The organism is Caldimonas thermodepolymerans, assembly GCF_015476235.1.
GTDB classification, from domain to species: Bacteria; Pseudomonadota; Gammaproteobacteria; order Burkholderiales; family Burkholderiaceae_C; genus Caldimonas; species Caldimonas thermodepolymerans.
Map to the genome: position 1 here is coordinate 2,051,786 of NZ_CP064338.1, position 21,124 is coordinate 2,072,909.

Annotated in this window: 19 protein-coding genes; 7 read left to right on the forward strand and 12 right to left on the reverse strand. The window is 71.6% G+C overall.

Annotated features, from left to right (window positions below):
• Window positions 1-99 precede the first annotated feature (99 nt).
• Window positions 100-912 (forward strand): nucleotidyltransferase domain-containing protein, encoded by an 813-nt coding sequence (locus tag IS481_RS09590; protein WP_232529213.1) that lies wholly within the window; start codon window positions 100-102, stop codon window positions 910-912.
• 13 nt (window positions 913-925) lie between these two features.
• On the opposite strand, the gene IS481_RS09595 is transcribed toward IS481_RS09590, so the two are convergent.
• The 5 genes from IS481_RS09595 to IS481_RS09615 form a co-directional block, all read right to left on the reverse strand.
• Window positions 926-2,083: a GGDEF domain-containing protein gene (locus tag IS481_RS09595; RefSeq protein ID WP_104358469.1), complete on the reverse strand. Its 1,158-nt coding sequence runs from the start codon at window positions 2,081-2,083 to the stop codon at window positions 926-928.
• Window positions 2,084-2,288: 205 nt separating this feature from the next.
• The gene (locus IS481_RS09600) at window positions 2,289-3,569 is read right to left on the reverse strand and encodes a TIGR03862 family flavoprotein (RefSeq protein ID WP_104358468.1); all 1,281 of its coding nucleotides are present in this window, start codon (window positions 3,567-3,569) and stop codon (window positions 2,289-2,291) included.
• Window positions 3,570-3,615: 46 nt separating this feature from the next.
• A complete protein-coding gene (locus IS481_RS09605) occupies window positions 3,616-4,203 on the reverse strand; it encodes a DUF3592 domain-containing protein (protein ID WP_104358467.1) in 588 nt (195 codons plus the stop codon).
• A gap of 145 nt (window positions 4,204-4,348) precedes the next feature.
• A complete protein-coding gene (locus IS481_RS09610) occupies window positions 4,349-6,067 on the reverse strand; it encodes a thiamine pyrophosphate-binding protein (RefSeq protein WP_104358466.1) in 1,719 nt (572 codons plus the stop codon).
• A 51-nt stretch (window positions 6,068-6,118) separates the two neighbouring features.
• Window positions 6,119-7,381 carry an MFS transporter gene (locus IS481_RS09615; RefSeq protein ID WP_104358465.1) on the reverse strand — a complete coding sequence of 421 codons (1,263 nt, stop codon included), beginning with the start codon at window positions 7,379-7,381 and terminating at the stop codon, window positions 6,119-6,121.
• 97 nt (window positions 7,382-7,478) lie between these two features.
• Here IS481_RS09615 and IS481_RS09620 point away from each other — a divergent pair, with 97 nt between their 5' ends.
• From IS481_RS09620 to IS481_RS09640, 5 genes are all read left to right on the forward strand, one after another.
• Entirely contained in the window at window positions 7,479-8,375 is an 897-nt protein-coding gene (locus tag IS481_RS09620; protein WP_104358464.1) for an AraC family transcriptional regulator, read from the forward strand.
• A gap of 208 nt (window positions 8,376-8,583) precedes the next feature.
• Complete coding sequence (locus IS481_RS09625) at window positions 8,584-9,867, forward strand: roadblock/LC7 domain-containing protein (RefSeq protein WP_104358463.1); 1,284 nt, start codon at window positions 8,584-8,586, stop codon at window positions 9,865-9,867.
• Window positions 9,868-9,988: 121 nt separating this feature from the next.
• Window positions 9,989-11,101, forward strand: a complete 1,113-nt coding sequence (nadA, locus tag IS481_RS09630; RefSeq protein ID WP_104358462.1) for a quinolinate synthase NadA — start codon at window positions 9,989-9,991, stop codon at window positions 11,099-11,101.
• 12 nt (window positions 11,102-11,113) lie between these two features.
• Window positions 11,114-11,980 carry a carboxylating nicotinate-nucleotide diphosphorylase gene (nadC, locus tag IS481_RS09635; protein WP_104358461.1) on the forward strand — a complete coding sequence of 289 codons (867 nt, stop codon included), beginning with the start codon at window positions 11,114-11,116 and terminating at the stop codon, window positions 11,978-11,980.
• A gap of 110 nt (window positions 11,981-12,090) precedes the next feature.
• Window positions 12,091-12,375, forward strand: coding sequence for a late competence development ComFB family protein (locus IS481_RS09640; protein ID WP_104358460.1), 285 nt, complete (start codon window positions 12,091-12,093; stop codon window positions 12,373-12,375).
• A gap of 4 nt (window positions 12,376-12,379) precedes the next feature.
• Here IS481_RS09640 and nadB read toward each other — a convergent pair whose 3' ends face one another.
• Window positions 12,380-14,017 (reverse strand): L-aspartate oxidase, encoded by a 1,638-nt coding sequence (gene nadB, locus IS481_RS09645; RefSeq protein WP_104358459.1) that lies wholly within the window; start codon window positions 14,015-14,017, stop codon window positions 12,380-12,382.
• A 249-nt stretch (window positions 14,018-14,266) separates the two neighbouring features.
• Here nadB and IS481_RS09650 point away from each other — a divergent pair, with 249 nt between their 5' ends.
• Window positions 14,267-15,499 (forward strand): hypothetical protein, encoded by a 1,233-nt coding sequence (locus tag IS481_RS09650; protein ID WP_104358458.1) that lies wholly within the window; start codon window positions 14,267-14,269, stop codon window positions 15,497-15,499.
• A 66-nt stretch (window positions 15,500-15,565) separates the two neighbouring features.
• On the opposite strand, the gene clpB is transcribed toward IS481_RS09650, so the two are convergent.
• From clpB to mobB, 6 genes are all read right to left on the reverse strand, one after another.
• A complete protein-coding gene (gene clpB, locus IS481_RS09655; RefSeq protein WP_104358457.1) occupies window positions 15,566-18,169 on the reverse strand; it encodes an ATP-dependent chaperone ClpB in 2,604 nt (867 codons plus the stop codon).
• 99 nt (window positions 18,170-18,268) lie between these two features.
• Complete coding sequence (gene crcB, locus IS481_RS09660; RefSeq protein WP_104358456.1) at window positions 18,269-18,655, reverse strand: fluoride efflux transporter CrcB; 387 nt, start codon at window positions 18,653-18,655, stop codon at window positions 18,269-18,271.
• Entirely contained in the window at window positions 18,655-19,146 is a 492-nt protein-coding gene (moaE, locus tag IS481_RS09665) for a molybdopterin synthase catalytic subunit MoaE (RefSeq protein ID WP_104358455.1), read from the reverse strand. Before moaE ends, crcB begins: the two co-directional genes overlap by 1 nt.
• A 3-nt stretch (window positions 19,147-19,149) precedes the next feature.
• A complete protein-coding gene (gene moaD, locus IS481_RS09670) occupies window positions 19,150-19,401 on the reverse strand; it encodes a molybdopterin converting factor subunit 1 (protein WP_104358454.1) in 252 nt (83 codons plus the stop codon).
• Window positions 19,398-20,621: a molybdopterin molybdotransferase MoeA gene (locus IS481_RS09675; RefSeq protein ID WP_232529214.1), complete on the reverse strand. Its 1,224-nt coding sequence runs from the start codon at window positions 20,619-20,621 to the stop codon at window positions 19,398-19,400. The genes moaD and IS481_RS09675 overlap by 4 nt, the downstream gene beginning before the upstream one ends.
• A complete protein-coding gene (gene mobB, locus IS481_RS09680) occupies window positions 20,599-21,123 on the reverse strand; it encodes a molybdopterin-guanine dinucleotide biosynthesis protein B (protein ID WP_104358452.1) in 525 nt (174 codons plus the stop codon). Before mobB ends, IS481_RS09675 begins: the two co-directional genes overlap by 23 nt.
• Window position 21,124: the final 1 nt, after the last annotated feature.

The window sequence follows — 21,124 nt, forward strand, 5'->3', positions numbered from 1 at the left end:
TCGTCGGGACGGCCCCTGCGCCTGGCTGGCGCAAGGCATGTCTTTTGCAGGAAGTGGCAATCCCCATACCTCGCGCCGCCCGCCATGCTGCACGCTCCCTTGACGCCCCCGTCCTGCGACGACCTGGACGCCGCCACCGCCGCGTTCTATCGGCAGGTGCTGCAGATCCTGGACGACGCCGGCGTGCCCTTCCTGGTCGGAGGGGCGTATGCCTTTGCCTGCTGTACCGGCATCGAACGCCAGACCAAGGACCTGGACCTGTTCCTGCGCCGCAGCCACTACGAGCGCGCCGCGCAGGCGCTGCAGGCTGCCGGCCACCGGCCGGAGCTGACCTACCCGCACTGGCTGGCCAAGGTCCGGGCCGGCGGCGAGTTCATCGACCTGATCTTCAACTCGGGCAACGGCATCGCCCTGGTGGACGACGACTGGTTCCGCCACGCCCTGGATGCACCGCTGCTCGATCGCCCGGTGAAGGTCGCGCCGGTCGAGGAAACGATCTGGTCCAAGGCCTTCATCATGGAACGCGAGCGCTACGACGGCGCCGACGTGGCGCACCTGCTGCATGCGCGCGCGACGGACCTGGACTGGCAGCGCCTGCTGCTGCGCTTCGGCGCGCACTGGCGCGTGCTGCTCAGCCACCTGGTGCTGTTCGGCTTCATCTATCCCGACGAACGCCGGCGCGTCCCCGCCTGGGTGATGCGCCACCTGCTGGACCGGCTGCGCGCCGAGACCGAGGCCCCGCCACCGCAGGACCGGGTCTGCGAAGGCACGCTGCTGTCGCGCCAGCAATACCTGAGCGACCTGGAGGCCCAGGGCTACCGGGACGGCCGCGCGCGGCCCCGGGGCAACATGAGCGAGGACGAGATCGCGCAGTGGACCCGGGCCATCCCGGAGCCGCCCGGCTCGTCCTGAGGTGTCGCCGTGGCTAGACGGTGGCGGCCACGTCCTGCGGGCGCCACGCCAGCGCCCGCGACGTCACCTCGGTCTCGACGCAGTTGCGCCCGCGCTTCTTGGCGCGGTACATCGCGACGTCGGCGCGCGACAGCAGGTTGGCAAGCGGCTCCGAGGCGGACTCCAGCACGGTGACCCCGACGCTGACCGTGGTGACGAGCGGACGGCCCTCGTGCGTCAGCCGCAAGGCCTCCACGGTGGCGCGCAGCCGCTCGGCCACCGCCACCGCGGCGCCCAGGTCGGTCTCGGGCAGGATGGCGACGAACTCCTCGCCGCCCATGCGGCCCAGGCAGTCGCAGTCGCGCAGCGACAGCGCACAGGCGTCGGCCACGGCCTTGATCACCCGGTCGCCCACCAGGTGGCCGTGGGTGTCGTTGATGCTCTTGAAGTGGTCGATGTCCAGCATCAGCAGGGCCATCGGGTGCCCGAAGCGCGAGGCACGCCGGATCTCGGCATTGCCGGTGGCCAGCAGGTGGTTGCGGTTGGCCACGCCGGTCAGCCCGTCGATGCGTGTCTGGCGCTCCAGCCGCGCGATCAGCTCCTCGTTGCGCAGCCGCAGCTCGATCGCTTCGGCCGTGGTTTGGTGGATCTTCGCGGCCACGCACAGCATCAGCGCGCAGTAGAACAGCCCGAGCATCGCCAGCCCGGTGTTGAAGGCCCCGGCGCTCAGCAGCGGGGGCGCCAGCAGCGCCACCATCGGGATGCTCATGTCCGACAGCAGCAGCCGCCGGTGCGGGTTGCTCATCGCCACGGTGGCCGACACCAGGCCCAGGTGCACGAGCATCGTGAACATCAGGTTGGCCGCGTCCCCCGGCACCCAGCCCCACACGATGATCGATGACCAGCTGAGCATGTGCGCCCCGTGCGCCCAGGCGATGCGCCGCGCCCACACGGGCTCCTCGTGCGGCTGCCGGTCCACCGCACGGAAGCGCCGGTAGCAGGTCAGGTAGGTCGCGATGATCGCCAGCTCGACCACGGCCCAGGTCACGACCCAGGCCAGCGGCCGCCAGGTCGTCAGCAGCGCCGCCACGATCACCGTCAACACCGGCGTCAGGTACTGGTCGTTGATGTGGTTGTTGACGTACAGCTGCAGCTGGGCCAGCCGGACGCGGGCATTGCGGTCTGTCTCCATGGCAAACGCGGTACCCCGCGAGGGACCTCCTGTTCCTGGATCGCACGGACGTGGACGTTCTTATACCTGCCCCACCGGCGGCGTTCCAGTCTGCCACGCGACAAAGCGCACGCGCCCGGCCCGATCCCCGCGCGACCTTGCGCTTCGTCAGCAGGAACCGCAGCACCTGCCGCCGGCAGCCCACGCCGCTGGAACTGCGGCCCCCCTACGCCCGCTGCCCGGCCAGCCAGCGCCGCACGCCCAGCCCTGCCGCGCGGCCGCTGGCAAAGCAGGCGGTCAGCAGGTAGCCCCCGGTCGGCGCTTCCCAGTCCAGCATCTCGCCGGCACAGAACACGCCGGGCAGGTCGCGCAGCATCAGCTGCCCGTCCAGGGCCTCGAAACGCACGCCGCCGGCGGTGCTGATCGCCTCGGTCACCGGGCGCGCCGCCACCAGGGTGAGCGGCAGCCGCTTGATCGCGCCCGCCAGCCGCGCCGGGTCGGCCATCGCCTCGCGGGGCAACAGCTCCCACAGCAGCGCGGCCTTGACGCCGGCCAGGCCCAGCCGGCTTTGCAGGTGGCTGGACAGCGAGCGCGAGCCTCGCGGGTGCGCCACCTCGCGCCCCACCTGCTCGGGCGCGCGCGCCGGCAGCAGGTCCAGCAGGAAGCTCGCCCGCCCCTGCGCCTCGATCGCGTCGCGCAGCGCGGCCGCATGGGCATAGATCAGGCTGCCTTCCACCCCGGTCGCGGTGATGACGAACTCGCCCTGCCGGGGGGCAGCCGCCCCGCCGTCCGGCAACGACAGCGCCACCGACTTGAGCGGCTGCCCGGCGAACCGGGAGCGGAAATGCTCGCTCCAGCCCGGCAGCAGCGTGCCGTCCGGCTGCGGGCGCGCCACGTCGAAGCCGCAGTTGGCCGGCCGCAGCGGCGCGACGGGAATGCCGCGCGCCTCCAGCAGCGGCTGCCAGGCCCCGTCCGAGCCCAGCCGTGGCCAGCTGGCGCCGCCCAGCGCCAGCACGGTGGCGTCCGCGGCGACGGCCAGCGGCCCCTGCGGCGTCTCGAAGCACAGCGCGCCGGCTGAGGTCCAGCCGGTCCAGCGGTGCCGCATGTGGAAGCGCACGCCGGCCTCGCGCAGCCGGTGCATCCAGGCACGCAGCAGCGGCGCTGCCTTCATCTCGTCGGGAAACACCCGCCCGGAGGTGCCGACGAAGGTCCGGATGCCGAGGCCATGCGCCCAGTCGCGCAGCGCCTGCGGGCCGAACTGCGCCAGCAGCGGCTCCAGCTGCGCCCGGCGTGCGCCGTAGCGCGACAGGAACGCCCCGAGCGGCTCGGCATGCGTGAGGTTGAGCCCGCCCTTGCCGGCGAGCAGGAACTTGCGGCCGGCCGAGGGCATCGCGTCGTGCACGTGCACCGTGCATCCGGCCTCGGCCAGGGTTTCGGCGGCCATCAGGCCCGCCGGGCCGGCGCCGATCACGTGGACGCCGGCAAGGGAACGTTCGGAAGACGACATCAGGCGCGAGTGTAGGTCCCGCGCCGCTGCCGCACGGCTCCGGGGGCTACAGCACGCGCGCCACGTCGGCCACCAGTCGCTCGCGGGCGCGCAGGCTGAAGACGGCGACCAGCAGACTGGCTCCCAGCACCGCCGCGGCGGCGGGCTGGCTCCACGCGGGCCAGGACCAAGGCAGGGTCTGCCCCAGCGCCATGCCCATCACGAGCAGCCCAATCAGCACCAGCGGCAGGCCCGCCAGTGCATGCAGCAGGCAGTGGCGGTTGACGCCGACCAGGATGGTCGAGCGTTGTGGCTGGTCCGGATGGACGTGGACTGCAATCACCGGACCGGCCTGCAAGCGGTTCAGCACGCCCTTGTGCAGCACCCGCTTGCCGGAGGCGGCGTAGCAGGGATGGATGCGGTGGCCGACATAGGATCCGTCGCCGTGGCGGTAGCGGTAGCTGACCAGCACCCGGTAGCGCTCGCCCCGGCCCACCCGCTGCAACACCATGGCCTGCAGCGTGGCCGGCGTGCGGTGCCAGCGCGTGGCGCGCCACGCCTCGACCATGGCCGGCAGGCGGGAGGCGAGCAGCAGCACGCCGGCAGCCAGCAACAGGCCGCCGGACACCCACAGCAGCACGACGCTCGCACTCATGCACTCCCCCTGTCCACCCCGTCCGGGTCGATGCGCCCGGTGCGGCCCGCGGATACGGGCAGCGCATTGTCCGCGGCGGCCGGGCTGCCGTCAGCGCGCACGATGTAAACGGGCGTCGAAGTGCGTGACCGGAGGTTGCAGCGCCTCAGCCCTGCCGCGAGGCGGCGGCGCGGATGGCCCCCAGCGTCGCGCGGCTGGACAGGTCCTCGAGGTCGAGCTTGAGGTGCAGCAGCGTCGCCCGCCCGCTGTGCAGCGCATCGCGCAGGGCCGGCTCGAACTCGTCGGTGCGCGTCACGCGCGCCGCCTCCCAGCCGAACGCACGGGCGTACTGCACGAAGTCCGGGTTGCACAGCACGCTGCCCGAGACGCGGTCCGCGAACACCCGTTCCTGGTGCATGCGGATCGTCCCGTAGGCGCCGTTGTCGGCGACGATCACGACCGGCCGTGCGCCGTGCGCGGCCGCGGTGGACAGCTCCTGCCCGGTCATCAGGAAGTCGCCGTCGCCGGCCAGCGCGACCACGGTGCGCTGCGGCTGCAGCAGGCTGGCGGCGATCGCGGCCGGCACGCCGTAGCCCATGGCCCCGGAGGTCGGCGCGAGCTGGGTGCGGCCCGCCCGGTGCAGGCCCGGGTAACGGTAGTAGCGGTGCAGCCAGCCGGCGAAGTTGCCGGCGCCGTTGGCCAGCACGGCGTCCTCGCGGCCCTCCTCCTGCAACACGCGCTGCAGGGTCCGCACCACCTGGCCCATGTCGAGCGCCCCGGCTGCAGGCGGCGGCTCGAGGTTGGCCTCGTAGTCGGCGTGCACGCCCTGCGTCCACGCGGTCCACGGCAGCGACGGCGGCGCGGCGAGCGTCTCCAGCGCCCGCCCGGCGCAGGCCATCGAGGCTTGCACCAGCAGGTCCGCGGCGTGGACGCGACCGAGCTCCTCGGCCCCGGCATGGACATGCACCAGCTTCTGCTTCGGCCGCGGCGCTTCGATCAGCGTGTAGCCGCCGGTGGTCACCTCGCCCAGCCGGGCGCCGACCGCGAGGATCAGGTCGGCCTCGCGGATGCGCTGCGCGAGCTTCGGGTTGATGCCCAGGCCCACGTCGCCCGCATACAGCGGGTGGCGGTTGTCGAACAGGTCCTGGAAGCGGAACGCGCAGGCCACCGGCAGCTGCCAGTTCTCGGCGAAGCGCTGCAGCGCCTTGCAGGACTCGGCATCCCAGCCGCTGCCGCCGGCGATCACCAGTGGCCGCTGCGCCCCCGTCAGCAGGGCCCGCAGCGCGCGCAGCGCCCCCGGCGCCGGCCAGGCCTGCGCCGGCTCCACGCGCGGCAGCACCGGCGCGTCGGTGGGCGTCATCAGCATGTCCTCGGGCAGCGCCAGCACGACCGGACCGGGGCGCCCCTGCAGCGCGACGTGGAAGGCGCGCGCGACGTACTCCGGCAGGCGCTCGGGGCGGTCGACCTCGGCCACCCACTTCGCGAAGCCGCCGGTGCCCGGCCCGAACATCGCCCGGTAGTCCACTTCCTGGAAAGCCTCGCGGTCGCGCACGTGGCTGCCCACCTGCCCGACGAACAGGATCATCGGCGTGGAGTCCTGGAACGCCGTGTGCAGGCCGATGGCGGCGTTGCTCGCCCCGGGCCCCCGCGTGACGAAGCAGATGCCCGGCCGCCCGCGCAGCTTGCCCTGCGCCTCGGCCATGAAGGCGGCACCGCCCTCCTGCCGGCAGGCGACGAAGCGGATGCGCCCGCGGTGCTCGTGGAAGCCGTCCAGCACCGCGAGGAAGCTTTCCCCGGGCACGCCGAAGGCCGTGTCGACGCCCTGCTCGATGAGCGCCTCCACGAGCGCGTGGCCGGCCAGGCGCGGGGCGGGACGTTCGCTCATGCCGTGGTTTCGTTCAGTCTGTCCCGGGATCTGCGCCACCTCGGACGCCCCTCAGGCGGCCGCGGCCGCCGAGGCGGTGCGTGCGCGCTGCTGGTGGCTCACCAGCGTGGCCGACAGCACGCCCATCACCAGGGTCAGCGCCGAGCCGTAGAACACCCAGTCCGGCAGCCCGCGGTCCAGCAGCATGCCGAAGGTCGGCGAGGCGACGGCGAAGCCCAGGTCCAGGCCCGAGTACACCGTGCCGTAGACCCGGCCGGTCGCCCCGGGCGGCGCGGCGCGCTTGATCAGCATGTCGCGCGACGGTCCCGCCAGCCCGATGCCGAAGCCCGCCAGCGCCGCGATCACCGCCGCGGCCACGCCCGGCACCAGGCCGCTGCCCGCCAGGGTCAGCAGCGCCGCGCCGACCAGCAGCGCGACACCGATCGTGAATTCGAGCCGCTCGACCCGCGCGACCAGGAAGCCGCCGATGATCATGCCGGCCGCCCCGCACAGCATGTAGCCGGTCACCACCATCGACGTGATCGACAGCGGCAGCCCGTAGAGCTGCTGCAGCGACGGGCTGGCGAAGCTCTGCACCGCGCTCAGCGCGCAGGTCGACCAGAAGAAGAACGAGAAGCACAGCCACACCGAGGGCAGCTTCAGGAACGCCAGCGGGTGCTCGGCCACCGCCGCGCTCTGGCCGCCCGCGCCCTTCTTCTCGTGCGCCCAGGCGCCCACGCTGTCGTCCACCGCATCGCGGTTGAGCAGCAGCAGCACCAGCACCGCGACCGCGACCAGCGCCGCCCCCGCGCAGGCCAGCCGCCACGATCCGGTGGCCTGGGTGATGCCGACCAGGAACACCGGCGCCAGCGCCCAGCCGAGGTTGCCGGTGATGCCGTGCACCGAGAAGGCATGGCCCAGCCGCGGCGCCGAGACGCGCTTGTTCAGGATGGTGAAGTCCACCGGGTGGAACGGTGCGTTGCCGAAGCCGGCCAGCGCGGAGGCCAGCATCAGCCCGACGTAGCCCTGCGCCGAGGCCGCCGCCAGCCCCGCGCCGACGAAGCAGCACAGCGCGACGAACAGCACCGGCCGCGCGCCGACCTTGTCGACCAGGAAGCCCGACAGCGCCTGCCCGACGCCCGAGATCACGAAGAACAGCGTCACCAGCAGTCCGAGTTCCGAATAGCTCAGCGAGAAGTCGCTGATGAACCAGGGGAACAGCGGCGGCAGCAGCATGTGGAAGAAATGCGAGGTGCCGTGCGCCACGCCGATCAGGCCGATGGTGCGCGCGTCCTGCCGCAGCGGGACGGGATTGGGAGTCGCGGTGGTCGCCATGGGTCGTGCGGTAAGGGGGGAAACGGAACGACGAGCCCGATGGTAGGCAGCCGGGCCAAGGCGCAGTTACGATAGCACGACAACTTCTGTCGAGAACATGCCAAGCCGCACCGTCCCGGCCCCCCGCCCCACGTCCAGCCGTGCGCTGGAGCAGATCGGGCCGCTGACCCCGCACCTGTTCTGCCCGACGCCGCAGCGGCCGGTGCGCGCCAAGGCGCACGGCCTGCGTGCCGACGTGCACGTCACGCCCCACAGCCATCCGTGGGCGCAGCTCACCTTCTCGGTCACCGGCGTGCTGCGGCTGAGCACCGAGCGCTCCACCTACATCGTGCCGCCCACGCGCGCCGTGTGGGTGCCCGCCGGGGTCGAGCATGCGATCACCGTGGTCGAGGACGCGGACATGCGCACGGTCTACTTCCACCAGCCGCCCGGCCACTGCGGGCCCGACCTGCGCGAGTCCGACCCGGCCGCATGGCAGCACTGCCGGGTGCTGGAGGTCTCAGAGCTGCTGCGCGCGCTGGTGCTGGAGCTGGACACCCGCCCGGACGGCAGCGGCCCGGCGCTCACCGACGAGCAGGCCTACCGTGAACACCACCTGAGCGCGCTGGTCTGCGACGAGCTGCGCCGCGCCCGCGAGGTGCCGCTGGGCGTGAACCTGCCCACCGACAAGCGCCTGCGCGCGCTCTGCGAGGCGGTGCTGCACCACCCGACCCGCCACACCACGCTGGAGGCCTGGGCGCGCGACGTCGGCGCCAGCCCGCGCACGCTGGCGCGGCTGTTCCGGCAGGAGCTCAACACCAGCTTCGTGCAGTGGCGCCAGCAGGTGCTGCTGGCCAAGGCCGTGTCGCTGGCCGCGCGCAGGCTGCCGATGAGCCACATCGCCAGCGAGCTGGGCTACGCCAGCCCCAGCGCCTTCACGGCCATGGTGCGCCGCTCGGTCGGCACCCCGCCCAGCCAGTTCTTCGGCAGCCAGTCGCCCCGCCAGGTGCCCTGAGCGGCTGCCGTTCGTCCCGCCTCCGTCGCCGCCCGGCCAGCCGGGATCGCCTCCCTCCTTTAGCGGGGGTGACCCTGGACAGGCCCTTCACTACACTGCATCGAGGTCGCCGCGTCCGGCCCCTGGTGCCCGGACGCTCTGCGGCCCCGTCTGGCCGTGCCGCAGGACGTGCCCCGTGCCGCCTGCATCGAACAGGAAAGGACGCCGTATGCTGACCTCCCTCTTCGGCGATCTGGGTGCCCCGACCACCCCCCGCCGGGGCCACGACACCCCCGACTTTGCCGCCACCGCCATCCTGGAGAGCTCGGCCGCCGAGGTCAGCGACCTGGGTCACATCGTCGACAAGCACACCAGCGACCTGTTCGTCACCGGGTCCCCCTCGGAGGCGATCCGCCAGCACCTCAAGGCGACCCGCGCCGACCTGGAGACCGCCACCCGGCAGATCACCCTGTTCGATCCGGCCCGCATGTGGGCCGGCAGCGTGATCAAGGCGCTGTCGGACGCCTCCGGGCAGCCGATCGAACGGCTGCACCTGCGCCATCAGAACACGCTGGCCACCATCGCGCTGATCGAGCGCACCGCGCTGCCGCGCCGGGTCGAGGACCCGCTGAAGATCTATCACACCGACGTGCGCGAGGAGAGCCCGGACGCGCAGGCCATCCCGCTCGCGCTGATGGAAAGCAGCCACCTCACGGCGGTGATCGTCGCGCCGATGCCGGCCGCTGCGGTCGAGCAGATCCTCGCCACGCTGCACGCCGCCACCCGCGGGGCGCACTGGCGCTGCCCCAACCTGCTGTTCATGCTCTCGACCCCGGTGGCGCAGATGGCGCCGCGCATCGCGGCCATGCCCTGGCCGCCGCGGCTCAACGTCACGGTGACGACCGAGCCGATGACCAGCGCCTCGGCGGTGTGGAACAACATCCTCAACGTCTGGAACAAGGTCAAGACCCTGCCGCGCTGGGAAAGCGTCGACGGAGGCCCGGCCGGCGGTGCCGGCGAGTTCCCGATCAAGGTCGCGGACCTCGACGCGCCGATCGCCGGCAAAGTGGCGCCGCGCACCGCACCGGCCAGCGCCTCGCCCGAGCCCACGGTGCGCATCGACACGCCGCGCTCCACGCTGGACCTGACCCGCATGCTGCGTACCCTCGAGCAGCTGACTGCGGTCGAGGGCCTGCTCGCCTGCTGCGTGATCGATGCCAGCACCGGCATGGTCCTCGGCAGCCGCCGCTCCGCCGAGGGCGAGGACATCGCGATCGACCTGGCCGCGGCCAGCCACACCGAAGTGCTCAAGGCGCACCGCCGTGCCGCGCGCGAGATGGGCAGCGGCGAGCGCATCGAGGAGATCATCGTCACCCAGGGCCGCCGCCACCACGTGCTGCGCACCGTGACCACGCACCCCGAGCTGTTCCTGCTGGCCGTGCTCGACAAGCAGCACACCAACCTGGCACTGGCGCGCTTCAAGGTCATGGAGGCAGAGAAAGCCCTGGGCTGAGCCCGGGGTGGCATCGCCTGCGCGCAGCGCCATATCCCATGTGGGCGAGCATCTTCGCCCGCTCGGCTACCATTTCTGGTCTTTTCCCCTCGCCATGCAGGCCGCAGGGCCTGCTCGCCACATGGAACAAGTGATCTACGACTACACCCGGCAGGACGCCTCGGGTGCCAGCTGCACGGCCCACGCCTGGGCCAAGGTGCCCCCGCCCCTGACGGCCGAGGAGCGCCGTGAATGGAAGGAGCGCGCCCGCGCGCTGCTTGCGAAGCATGACGCGGTGCTGGTGGCCCATTACTACGTCGACGGCGACCTGCAGGACCTGGCACTGGAGACCGGCGGCTGCGTCGCGGACTCGCTCGAGATGGCGCGCTTCGGCCGCGACCATGCGAGCAAGACCCTGGTGGTGGCCGGCGTGCGCTTCATGGGCGAGACGGCCAAGATCCTCTCGCCCGACAAGCGCGTGCTGATGCCCGACCTGGACGCGACCTGCTCGCTGGACCTGGGCTGCCCGCCGGACGAGTTCGCCGCGTTCTGCGACGCCCACCCGGACCGCAAGGTGGTGGTCTACGCCAACACCAGCGCCGCGGTGAAGGCGCGCGCCGACTGGATGGTCACCAGCTCCTGCGCGCTGGCCATCGTGCAGCACCTGAAGGACCAGGGCGAGAAGATCCTGTGGGCCCCGGACAAGCACCTGGGACGCTACATCCAGGAGCAGACCGGTACCGACATGCTGATGTGGAACGGCGCGTGCATCGTGCACGACGAGTTCAAGGGCCTGGAGCTGGAGCTGCTCAAGCGCGAGCACCCCGGCGCGATGGTGCTGGTGCACCCCGAATCGCCGCGCAGCGTGGTCGAGCAGGCCGACGTGGTCGGATCCACCTCGCAGCTGCTGCAGGCCGTGCTGCAGGGCAGCGCGCGCGAGTACATCGTCGCGACCGACAACGGCATCCTGCACCGCATGCGCCAGCTGGCCCCCGACAAGGTGCTGATCGAGGCGCCCACCGCCGGCAACAGCGCCACCTGCAAGAGCTGCGCGCACTGCCCGTGGATGGCGATGAACGCCCTGCAGGGCGTGGTCGCCTGCCTCGAGCAGGGCAGCGGCGAGATCACCGTGCCCGAGCCGACGCGCAGCCAGGCGCTCGGCTGCATCGAGCGCATGCTCGACTTCGTCGCCCGCCACCCCGCCGCGATCGCCAAGCCGGCGCGCGGCTTCGTGCCCGACATCGGGGCCGCCTGAGACCTGCTTGAGATGTTCGAGTTCAACGAGACCCTGGAACAGGCGCGCGAGCGCAACATCCGCGACGCGCTGATGGAGGACATCGGCCGCTGCGACTGGACCGCGCAGCTGGTGCCGCAAGGCCTGCGCGTCAAGGCGCGCGTGCTGGTGCGCGAGGAAGCCGTGCTGTGCGGCTGCGACTGGTTCGCCGGCTGCATCCGCGCCCTCGACCCTGAAGCGCGCATCGACTGGCACTACGCCGAAGGCGCGCTGATGCGACCCGACACGCTGGTGTGCCACATCGAGGCCGACAGCCGCGCCCTGCTGTCGGCCGAGCGGCCCGCGCTCAACTTCCTGCAGCTGCTGTCGGCCACCGCGACGGTCACGCGCCGCTACGTCGACGCGATCGCCGGCGCCTCGCCCAACCCGCGGGGCTGCCTGGTGCTGGACACGCGCAAGACCATCCCCGGCCTGCGCCTGGCGCAGAAGTACGCGGTGCGCGTCGGCGGCGGCGCCAACCAGCGCCTGGCGCTGTACGACGGCATCCTGATCAAGGAAAACCACATCGCCGCGGCCGGCGGCGTGGCCCAGGCGTTGCGCAACGCGCAGGCGCTGGACTCGGGCGTGCCGATCCAGATCGAGGTGGAGACGCTGCAACAGCTGCGCGAGGCGCTCGACGCCGGTGCGACCAGCGTGCTGCTGGACAACTTCGACCTTGACCAGGTGCGCGAGGCCGTGGCCGTCAACGCCGGCCGGGCGCTGCTGGAAGTCTCCGGCGGCGTGGGCCTGGACCAGGTGCGGGCGATCGCCGCCACCGGCGTCGACCGCATCGCCATCGGCCGCCTGACCAAGGACGTCAAGGCGGTCGACTACTCGATGCGCGTGCTCGGGCGGGTCTGAGGCCGCGCCGGCGGAGCCGCCGCCATGGCGGCGGCCCCTCCCCCGCAAACCGGCGCTTGCCGGCGTGCCGCCGGTGCGGATACTGCGCCCGTGAGCCAGGAGGGTCCGCGATGCACGCCGATTTCACGTCCATCCGCAACCACTACGAACGCCCGGTGCTGGAAGCCGTGGCCGCGATGGCGGCCCGCTACCCGTTCGTGCGCGACGACCAGCTGCCCGACGTGGCCTGCGTGGCGCTGAACCGGCTGCCGCCGCGTTACATCCGCCACGAGGTGGACCTGGCCTTCTACCTGACCGCCAAGGAGCACATCGAGATCGAGCGCTCCATCGAGGAGGCGGTCCGCTACGCGTTCGAGTTCGTCCAGGCCCGCACCGCGATGCGCGCCCGGACCTGACCGCTCACATGCCGAGGAAGTTGGGCACCGGCGCGCCGTTGCCGCCGCGCCGCCCGGCCGGCCGCACCAGGATGGTCGGGAAGCTCGCCGGCAGGGTCTGCGGGAAGTCGCGGCTGTAGTGCAGGCCGCGGCTTTCGTGCCGCATCAGGGCCGAGCGCACGATCAGCTCGGCGCAGTCGACCAGGTTGCGCAGCTCCAGCAGGTCGCGGCTGACGCGGAAGTTGGCGTAGTAGTCGTCGATCTCGGCGCGCAGCAGCTGGATGCGGTGCAGTGCCCGCTCCAGCCGCCGGGTGGTGCGCACGATGCCGACGTAGTTCCACATCAGCAGGCGCAGCTCGTCCCAGTTGTGCGAGATCACCACCTGCTCGTCGGCGTCCTCGACCTGGCTCTCGTCCCAGGCCGGCAGCGCGGGCGCCGGCTCGCTGCCGGCCGCCAGGATGTGCTCGGCCACCGTGCGGCCCAGCACCACGCACTCGAGCAGCGAGTTGCTCGCCAGCCGGTTCGCCCCGTGCAGCCCGGTGTAGCTGGTCTCGCCCACTGCATACAGCCCCGGCAGGTCGGCGCGGCCGTGCAGGTCGGTCACCACGCCACCGCAGGTGTAGTGCGCCGCGGGCACCACCGGGATGGGCTGGCGCGTGATGTCGATGCCCAGCTTGAGGCAGCGCGCGTGGATGGTCGGGAAATGTTCCTTGAGGAAGTCCGCGCCCAGGTGCGTGGCATCCAGCCACACGTGGTCCAGGCCGTGCTTCTTCATCTCGAAGTCGATCGCGCGGGCGACGATGTCGCGCGGCGCCAGTTCGGCGCGCGGGTCGTGCGCGGGCATGAAGCGCTCGCCGTTGGGCAGCTTCAGGTGGGCGCCCTCGCCGCGCAACGCCTCGGTGATCAGGAAGCTGCGCTCCTGCGGGTGGTACAGGCAGGTCGGGTGGAACTGGATGAACTCCATGTTGCCGACCCGGCAGCCGGCGCGCCAGGCCATCGCGATGCCGTCGCCGGTGGAGGTGTCCGGGTTGCTGGTATAGCGGTAGACCTTGCCGACGCCGCCGGTGGCCAGCACCACCGCCGAGGCCGGCAGCGTCTCGACCCGGCCGTTGTCGATGTCCAGCGCATAGATGCCGTAGCAGCGTGGCGGCTCGTCGCGCTTGAGGTGGCGCGAGGTGATCAGGTCCACCGCCATCCAGCGCTCGCGCAGGTCGATGTTCGGATGCGCCTTGGCCTGCGCCAGCAGCACGTCGTGGATGGCCTTGCCGGTCGCGTCGGCCGCATGCGCGATGCGGCGCACCGCGTGGCCGCCCTCGCGGGTCAGGTGCAGGCCGAGCGGGCCGGACGGGTCCGGCGAGAACTGCACGCCGCGCTGCACCAGCCATTCGATGGCCTGTGCGCTGTGCTCGGCGATGAAGCGGGCCGTCTGCTCGTCCACCAGGCCGGCGCCGGCGTCCTGCGTGTCACGCACATGGCTGTCGACGCTGTCGTCGCTGCCCAGCACGCCGACGATGCCCCCCTGCGCCCAGGCGGTGGCGGCCTCCTCGAGGTCACGCTTGGCCAGCACGATCACCGGCTGGCGATCGGCCAGGTGCAAGGCCACGGTCAACCCGGCCAGGCCGGCACCGACGATCACCACCGGGGCGGATGCAGTCGCTTGCATGCGAGTCCTGTGTGTTACTGCGAAGTGAAGGATCGATTCTATCGACCGGGCCCCGGCGCAGCCGGCGCCCCGCCGCCTTGCCACGCCGCCGACCGGTTCGAAAACCGCACGAATGGGGGCCTTTTCCCCCTCAATTGGGGAGAGCACATCCGCGAAACGGATAGTTACACTGCCTCCATGCTTCGAGAGATGTCGACCGTCATGCAAAAGCCACCCTTCCCGGCCGATCGGGGTTCGCGGGAGCGGGACGTGGCCCCCGAGTGGGCGCCGACGCGCCCGCTGGAAGGCCCTGCCACGGCCATCATGCACGGCGAGGCCGACGGGACCGGTTCCCACGACATCGGCCGGCCCGTCGGTGACAACGTGTGGGAACTGTTCGTGTCCTGCGACGCCGCCGAGGCGCTGCGCCTGCAGTTTTCCCACCGCGCCAGCCGCCACATCGCCCTGCACGACCTGGGTGACATCCACTCGCGACAGCTGCTGCGCCAGTTCGGCGCCTGGGGCTGCAGCCCGGTACAGCGGCTGGTGATCCGCCAGCAGGGCTACGGCACCACGCTGGCATCGATCGAATACGTCAGCTTCCTCGCCGAGGGTGGCGAAACCGTGCGCATCTACTCCACGGCGGTCGACAGCACCCCGGCGGCCCAGCAGGCGGTCGCGCGCGTGCTGCTGGAGATGAGCCAGGCCAGCATCGTGCTGCTCGGCGAGATGGGTGGCCAACACTGCGCCAACGCCCTGCGCTCGACGCTGCAGTACGTGCATGCGGCCGGCTGGACCTGCCCCAACCTGCTGGTGCTGCCGTTCGGCGCGCAGGCCGCCGCGGCGGCCGCCGCGCAATGCAACCAGGTGGTGCAGCGCCCCGGCCTGCTGCTGCGCGCCGCGCCCACCCCGGCGCGTCCGGCCGACGCCTGGAACTACATCCTCGGCTTCTGGCAGAAGAACCACATGCGCGGGCGCCTGGCGGCGCCGGCGAGGGCCGAGCGCAACGAGCTGCCCCCGCTGACGCTGGACCTGCCGCCGGCTCCTGGCAGCGGCACGCTGCCGGTCTCGGCCCCGATGCCCCTGCCCGCGGCCACCGCGCTGTCGACCGCCCCTGCGCCCGGCACGGGCCTGTCGGCCGCGCTGAGCACCTACCTGCGGCTGGTCTCGGGGCTGGCCGGCCTGCAGGCCTGCTGCATCTTCGACATCGACCAAGGCACCGCGCTGGCCCACGCCGGCAGCACGCCGAGTGCCACCCAGCTCGCCCAGCAAGGCGCGGCGCTGTTTCGCGCCCAGCACCTGGCACGCCTGGCGATGAGCCTGGCCGAGCCGACGCAGGAAATGCTGCTGTCGTCGGAGCGCCACCACCAGGTGGTGCGCCCGCTGCCGGGCGACCGGCGCCTGGCGCTGCACTGCGTCTTCGAGCGCAGCAAGACCAACCAGTCGCTGATCCGTTTCCAGCTGCAGAAGCTGGACGCCTGGCTCAAGCGCCAGCCGGCCTGAGCCCCGCCCCACAGGAAAACGGCCCCGGGGCACCAGGCACCGGGGCCGTTTCGCATCGGGCGTCGGTCAGTGCACCACGCGGTCGAAGGTGAACTCGACCCCGTCGTCGGTGACCTGCGCGTCCACCGGGATCACGTCCTTCGGGCCGAAACGCCCCTCCAGGATCAGCCGTGCCACCGGGTTCTCGATGCGCTGCTGGATCGCCCGCTTCAGCGGCCGGGCGCCGAACACCGGGTCGAAGCCGACCTTGGCCAGCTCGGACAGCGCCTCGGGCGACACCTCCAGCCGCATCTCCATCTTCTCGAGCCGCTGCTCCAGGCCCTTGAGCTGGATCTTCGCGATCGATTCGATGTGCTTCTGGTCCAGCGCATGGAACACCACCGCCTCGTCGATCCGGTTCAGGAACTCCGGACGGAAGTGCTGCTTGACCTCGGCCCACACCGCCTCGCGGATCAGCTCGGGGTCCTTGCCCGCCATCTGCATGATCAGGTGCGAGCCCAGGTTGCTGGTCATCACGATCACCGTGTTCTTGAAGTCCACCGTGCGGCCCTGGCCGTCGGTCAGGCGGCCGTCGTCCAGCACCTGCAGCAGCACGTTGAACACGTCCGGGTGGGCCTTCTCGACCTCGTCGAGCAGCACCACGCTGTAGGGCTTGCGCCGCACGGCTTCGGTCAGGTAGCCCCCCTCGTCATAGCCCACGTAGCCCGGCGGCGCACCGATCAGCCGCGACACCGAGTGCTTCTCCATGAACTCGCTCATGTCGATGCGGATCATGTGCTCCTCGGTGTCGAACAGGAAGGCAGCCAGCGCCTTGCACAGCTCGGTCTTGCCCACGCCCGTGGGGCCCAGGAACAGGAAGCTGCCCAGCGGCCGGTTCGGGTCCGACAGGCCCGCGCGCGAGCGACGGATCGCGTTGGCCACCGCGGCGATGGCGTCGTCCTGCCCCACCACGCGCTCGTGCAGGCGTTCCTCCATCTTCAGCAGCTTGTCGCGCTCGCCCTGCATCAGCTTGGCCACCGGGATGCCCGTGGCCCGCGAGACCACCTCGGCGATCTCCTCGGCGCCCACCTGCGTGCGCAGCAGGCGCGGACGGCCGCCATCCTGGGCCTTGCCGGCCTCCTTGGCCTGGGCTTCCTTGAGCTTCTTCTCCAGCTCGGGCAGGCGGCCGTACTGCAGCTCGGCGACCTTGTTGAAGTCGCCCTTGCGCTTCAGTTCCTCGATCTGGAAGCGCATGCGGTCGATCTCTTCCTTGATCTGGGCCGAGCCCTGGGCAGTGGCCTTCTCGGCCTTCCAGATCTCTTCCAGGTCGGCGTACTCGCGCTCCAGCCGGGAGATTTCCTCCTCGATCAGCGCCAGGCGCTTCTGCGAGGCCTCGTCCTTCTCCTTGCGCACCGCCTCGCGCTCGATCTTCAGCTGGATCAGGCGCCGGTCGAGCCGGTCCATCACCTCGGGCTTGGAATCTATCTCGATCTTGATCTTGGCCGCGGCCTCGTCGATCAGGTCGATGGCCTTGTCGGGCAGGAAGCGGTCGGTGATGTAGCGATGCGAGAGCTCGGCCGCGGCCACGATGGCGGGGTCGGTGATCTCGACGCCATGGTGCACCTCGTACTTCTCCTGCAGGCCGCGCAGGATCGCGATGGTCTGCTCGACGCTCGGCTCGTCGACCAGGATCTTCTGGAAGCGCCGCTCCAGCGCGGCGTCCTTCTCGATGTACTTGCGGTACTCGTCCAGCGTGGTCGCGCCGATGCAGTGCAGCTCGCCGCGCGCCAGCGCCGGCTTGAGCATGTTGCCCGCGTCGATCGCGCCCTCGGCCTTGCCCGCGCCGACCATCGTGTGGATCTCGTCGATGAACAGGATGATGCGGCCCTCGTCATGGGCCACTTCCTTCAGCACGGCCTTCAGGCGCTCCTCGAACTCACCGCGGTACTTGGCCCCGGCCAGCAGGCCGGCCATGTCCAGCACCAGCACGCGCTTGTTCTTCAGCGTCTCGGGCACCTCGCCGTTGACGATGCGCTGCGCCAGGCCTTCGACGATGGCGGTCTTGCCCACGCCCGGCTCGCCGATCAGCACCGGGTTGTTCTTCGAGCGACGTTGCAGCACCTGGATCGCACGGCGGATCTCGTCGTCGCGGCCGATCACCGGGTCCAGCTTGCCCTGGCGGGCGCGCTCGGTCAGGTCCAGCGTGTACTTCTTCAGCGCCTCGCGCTGCCCTTCGGCCTCGGGGTTGTCGACGTTCTGCCCGCCGCGCACCGCCTCGATCGCGGCCTCCAGCGCCTTGCGCGTCAGCCCGTGCTCCTTCACGACCTGGCCGATGTCGGCCTTGGTGTCGGTCAGCGCCAGCAGGAACATCTCGCTGGCGACGAACTGGTCGCCGCGCTTGATGGCCTCCTTCTCGGCGGCCTGCAGCAGCGAGACGGTGTCGCGGCCGACCTGCACCTGCTCGGCGCCCTGCACCTGCGGCAGCCGCTGGATGGCCGTCTCCATGGCCTTCTGCAGCCCGCCGATGTTGACGCCCGCGCGCGACAGCAGCGCCCGGGGGCCGTCCTCCTGCTTCAGCATGGCCAGCAGGACGTGCGCCGGCTCGATGTAGGGGTTGTCATGCGCCAGCGCCAGGCTCTGGGCATCCGACAGCGCCTCCTGGAACTTGGTCGTGAGCTTGTTGAGTGACATGGGAAATCCTCCGAACTGCGAAGGAAATGAGGCGGACCCGGCGCATTTCAAGTGCAAGCCACGTGCCGCGGCCTGCGCTGCATCAAACCGGCGCGACCGTCAGGACAGCAGCAGCCGCATCGCCCGCACGCCCAGCGCCGCACAACCCAGCGCCCCGAGCACGTGCGCCAGCGCGTGGGCGGCGGCGAGTGCCCATTGTTGCTTCTCGAGCAGCTGCAGGGATTCGGCCGAGAACGCGGAGAAGGTCGTCAGCCCGCCCAGGAAGCCGGTCACGAACAGCAGCCGCCAGAACTCGTCCGGCCAGCGGCTGAAGCCCACCAGCGCCGCGCCGATCAGCAGCCCGCCGACGCAGTTGACCAGCAGGGTGCCCATCGGGAAGCCGGCCCCGCTGCCGTTGAGCCACAGGCCCGCCAGCCAGCGCAGCACCGCGCCGAGCGCCGCACCGGCGCCCACGGCCACGGCATGAACCAGCGTCAGCTGGGCCATCAGCCTTGCCCGGCGCCGGCGTTGTCGGCCCGGATGCCCCAGCGCGCCAGCGCGGCGTCGTCGCTGCTGCGGGCATCGACCCAGCGCGCCCCGTCGGGCGTGTGTTCCTTCTTCCAGAACGGCGCCTGGGTCTTGAGGTAGTCCATCAGGAACTCGCAGGCCTGGAAGGCATCGCCCCGGTGGGCGGAGGTCACCGCCACCAGCACGATCTGGTCGCCCGGCAGCAGCGGGCCGACGCGGTGGATCACGCGCACGCCGCGGATGCGGAAGCGCCGCTGCGCCTCGTCGATCATCGCCTCGATGGACTTCTCGGTCATGCCCGGGTAGTGCTCCAGCTCCATGCGCTGGACCCCCTGGCCGTCGCTGACGTCACGCACGGTGCCGACGAACGTGGCCACCGCGCCGACGCCGGCATCGCCCTGGCGCAGCCGCGCCACCTCGGTCGACAGGTCGAAGTCCTCGGCCTGGATGCTCACGCGCGGCGTGCCCATGGTTCAGCCTCCGGTGACCGGCGGGAAGAACGCCACCTCGGCGTCGGCCGTGACGACGGCCGCTTCGTCGCACAGCGCCTGGTTCAGCGCCATGCGCAGCGCCTTGCCACGCGCCAGCGCCTCGCCGTGCGCCGGCGAGCGCGCGATCAGCAGCTCGCGCAGCGCGCCCACGGTCGCCCCCTCGGCCAGCTCGACCGTCTCGCCCGGGCCCAGGGCCTCGCGGATCGAGGCGAAGTACTTCACCGACACCTTCATTGCATCCACTCCGCAAACGGGATGAAGCGCACCACGTCACCCGCGGCGACGGTCTGGCCCGGCGGGTTGTCGACCACGCCGTCGGCCCACACCGTGGACGTCAGCACGCCCGAGCTCTGGTTCGGGAACAGCTCGACGCGGCCGTCCGCGGTGCGGCGCACGCGCAGGAACTCGCGGCGCTTGTCCGCCTTGGGCCAGTCGAAGGCCGCCGGCACCGCCCAGGGCCGCGGCATCGCCGGGTCGGCCCCCTGCAGCGCCAGCAGGAACGGCCGCACCGCGAGCAGGAAGGTGATGAAGCTGGACACCGGGTTGCCCGGCAGCCCGATGAACCAGGCCTCGCGCACCCGGCCGAAGGCCAGCGGCTTGCCCGGCTTGATCGCGATCTGCCAGAGGTCCAGCTGCCCTTCGGCCTGCACCGCCGGCTTGATGTGGTCTTCCTCGCCGACCGACACCCCGCCCGAGGTCAGGATCAGGTCGTGCCCGGCCGCGGCGCTGCGCAGCGCCTCGCGCGTGGCCTCCAGCGTGTCGGGCACGATGCCGAGGTCGGTGCACTCGCAGCCGAACTGGGCCAGCAACGCCCGCAGCGTGTAGCGGTTGGAGTTGTAGATCGCGCCGGGGCGCAGCGGCTCGCCGGGCATGACCAGCTCGTCGCCGGTCGAGAACAGCGCCACGCGGGGACGCCGCACCACCGCGACGCTCGCGGCCCCCACCGTGGCCGCCAGGCCGATGTCCTGCGGCTTGAGGCGCCTGCCGCGCGCCAGCACCACGCTGCCGCGGCGCACGTCCTCGCCCTGCTCGCGGATCCACTGCCGCGGCTGCGGCACCGCGTGGATGCGCACCCGGCCGCCCTCGAGCGCCTCGCACTGCTCCTGCATCACGATGGCATCCGCCCCCTCCGGCACCGGCGCGCCGGTGAAGATGCGCGCGGCGGTGCCGGGTTGCAGCACCGTGCCGACCTGCCCTGCGGCAATGCGCTGCGCCACCTGCAGCTCGGTGCCCGCGGCCGGCACGTCGGCCACGCGCACGGCATAGCCGTCCATGGAACTGTTGGCCAGCGGCGGCACGTCCAGCGGGGACACCAGGTCCTCCGCCAGCACGCGCCCCAGCGCTTCGGCCGTGGGCAGGCGCTCCTGTTCGGTGAACGGTCGGACGCCCGAGAGCAGGCGCTCGAGCGCCTCCTCCAGGCTCAGCATCGGGCTACGGGATGTACTGGTACTCATAGCGGGACGCATTCTCCAGCAGATACGCGGCGACCGCATCGATGTCATTGAGATCCAGCACCGGGCGCAGTGTCGGCTCGGGCAGGCGATCGGGCTGGTCCGTGGCGATCGCGAAGATGAACGGGTCGTCGACGTAGTGCGCGCGCTCGCCCGTGACGGGGCGCCACACCTCGATCTTGCCGATGTCGGCGTGCTTGTAGCCCTCGACGAACACCCAGTCCGCGTCCACCAGCTCGGCGATCAGCTGGTGGACGGAGGGCTCGCACTCGACCTCGAACTCGCGGATCTTCGCCAGGCGCCGCGCGGAGGCCACCACCACCTCGAAGGCGCCGGCCTGGCGGTGCCGCCAGGAATCCTTGCCCTCATGGTCGATGTCGAACTTGTGATGCGCGTGCTTGACGACCGAAACCCGCAGCCCCTCGCGCCGGAAGCGCCCGATGAGCTGCTCGATCAACGTGGTCTTGCCCGACCCCGAATAACCACAGAAACCAACGACCTTCATT

Excerpts from the sequence above, each read along its gene's own strand:
- IS481_RS09595 (WP_104358469.1), bottom strand. The coding sequence starts at position 2,083 with ATGGAGACAGACCGCAATGCCCGCGTCCGGCTGGCCCAGCTGCAGCTG.
- IS481_RS09600 (WP_104358468.1), bottom strand. The coding sequence starts at position 3,569 with ATGTCGTCTTCCGAACGTTCCCTTGCCGGCGTCCACGTGATCGGCGCC.
- IS481_RS09605 (WP_104358467.1), bottom strand. The coding sequence starts at position 4,203 with ATGAGTGCGAGCGTCGTGCTGCTGTGGGTGTCCGGCGGCCTGTTGCTG.
- IS481_RS09610 (WP_104358466.1), bottom strand. The coding sequence starts at position 6,067 with ATGAGCGAACGTCCCGCCCCGCGCCTGGCCGGCCACGCGCTCGTGGAG.
- IS481_RS09615 (WP_104358465.1), bottom strand. The coding sequence starts at position 7,381 with ATGGCGACCACCGCGACTCCCAATCCCGTCCCGCTGCGGCAGGACGCG.
- IS481_RS09620 (WP_104358464.1), top strand. The coding sequence starts at position 7,479 with ATGCCAAGCCGCACCGTCCCGGCCCCCCGCCCCACGTCCAGCCGTGCG.
- IS481_RS09625 (WP_104358463.1), top strand. The coding sequence starts at position 8,584 with ATGCTGACCTCCCTCTTCGGCGATCTGGGTGCCCCGACCACCCCCCGC.
- nadA (WP_104358462.1), top strand. The coding sequence starts at position 9,989 with ATGGAACAAGTGATCTACGACTACACCCGGCAGGACGCCTCGGGTGCC.
- nadC (WP_104358461.1), top strand. The coding sequence starts at position 11,114 with ATGTTCGAGTTCAACGAGACCCTGGAACAGGCGCGCGAGCGCAACATC.
- IS481_RS09640 (WP_104358460.1), top strand. The coding sequence starts at position 12,091 with ATGCACGCCGATTTCACGTCCATCCGCAACCACTACGAACGCCCGGTG.
- nadB (WP_104358459.1), bottom strand. The coding sequence starts at position 14,017 with ATGCAAGCGACTGCATCCGCCCCGGTGGTGATCGTCGGTGCCGGCCTG.
- clpB (WP_104358457.1), bottom strand. The coding sequence starts at position 18,169 with ATGTCACTCAACAAGCTCACGACCAAGTTCCAGGAGGCGCTGTCGGAT.
- crcB (WP_104358456.1), bottom strand. The coding sequence starts at position 18,655 with ATGGCCCAGCTGACGCTGGTTCATGCCGTGGCCGTGGGCGCCGGTGCG.
- moaE (WP_104358455.1), bottom strand. The coding sequence starts at position 19,146 with ATGGGCACGCCGCGCGTGAGCATCCAGGCCGAGGACTTCGACCTGTCG.
- moaD (WP_104358454.1), bottom strand. The coding sequence starts at position 19,401 with ATGAAGGTGTCGGTGAAGTACTTCGCCTCGATCCGCGAGGCCCTGGGC.
- IS481_RS09675 (WP_232529214.1), bottom strand. The coding sequence starts at position 20,621 with ATGAGTACCAGTACATCCCGTAGCCCGATGCTGAGCCTGGAGGAGGCG.
- mobB (WP_104358452.1), bottom strand. The coding sequence starts at position 21,123 with ATGAAGGTCGTTGGTTTCTGTGGTTATTCGGGGTCGGGCAAGACCACG.